This is a genomic window from Corynebacterium sp. HMSC036D02 (assembly GCF_001836165.1).
In the GTDB taxonomy this organism is placed as follows: Bacteria; Actinomycetota; Actinomycetes; order Mycobacteriales; family Mycobacteriaceae; genus Corynebacterium.
The window spans coordinates 1-876 of sequence record NZ_KV827701.1; the positions used below are offsets into that span (position 1 = coordinate 1).

The window sequence follows — 876 nt, forward strand, 5'->3', positions numbered from 1 at the left end:
CGGCTCTCCGCCCAACTTTGCAACAGCACCCCGCGAGGGATGTCTCGCCTACTTGAACTTTTTGGGGCGTCTTGATCAGCTTTTTCGCTGCTCAGGAAGAGGTTGCCCCCCTAGGCGCATGGGCGATCCCATACCTCTTGCACTTTTTGTTCCACTTGGTTGTTTTCCCTGGCTGCATGGGGGATTTATATCGATGCCGGGGTGGGTCTTTAATCAGGTGTGTCTTTTTGGGGTACACCCTATTGTTACGCCGGTATGCGGCAGAATGTTTCCTGTAAAATAGGGCCGTTCCTAGCATTGTTTTACACGTGTCTAGCGGGGTCTAGGTCTTATGTCTACAGAAAAGTGGTGAGTGTGATGTTGCCGTCGGATTGACACGAATCAAGGCCATCTTCGATGATGAGCACGGGCTTTATGGTGCTAAACGCATCGCTGCAAGCCTTAACGACGATACGGACTTTCCTCCGACCAATCACAAGAAGGTCGCACGCATCATGAAATCCATGGGCCTGAAAGGCTTTAGTAAACGGCGTCGGTGCATCACCACCAGGCGCAAGCCTGGCCACCGCGTCATGCCAGATTTAGTAGGCCGCAAATTCACCGCTGATAAGCCGAACCAGGTCTATGTAGGCGATATCACCTACCTGCCGTGTAAGGGAGGCAAGAACATGTACCTTGCCACGGTCATCGACGTCTACTCGCGCAAACTCGTCGGACATGCACTCGCCGATCACATGCGGGTATCGCTGGTTATCGAGGCTTTGTCTCATGCCAGGAAAGTCCGCGGAAGCCTTAAAGGGGCAATTTTCCATTCCGACCACGGTAGTGTGTACACCTCACAGGCATTTCGTCGATAATCCTGCCGATGACCTTCTG

At 52.9% G+C, this 876-nt stretch carries 1 pseudogene; it reads left to right on the forward strand.

From position 1 onward, the window contains the following. Positions 1 to 377: 377 nt before the first annotated feature. Positions 378 to 851, forward strand: a pseudogene (locus HMPREF2743_RS10030) (IS3 family transposase); the annotation flags it as partial. Positions 852 to 876: the final 25 nt, after the last annotated feature.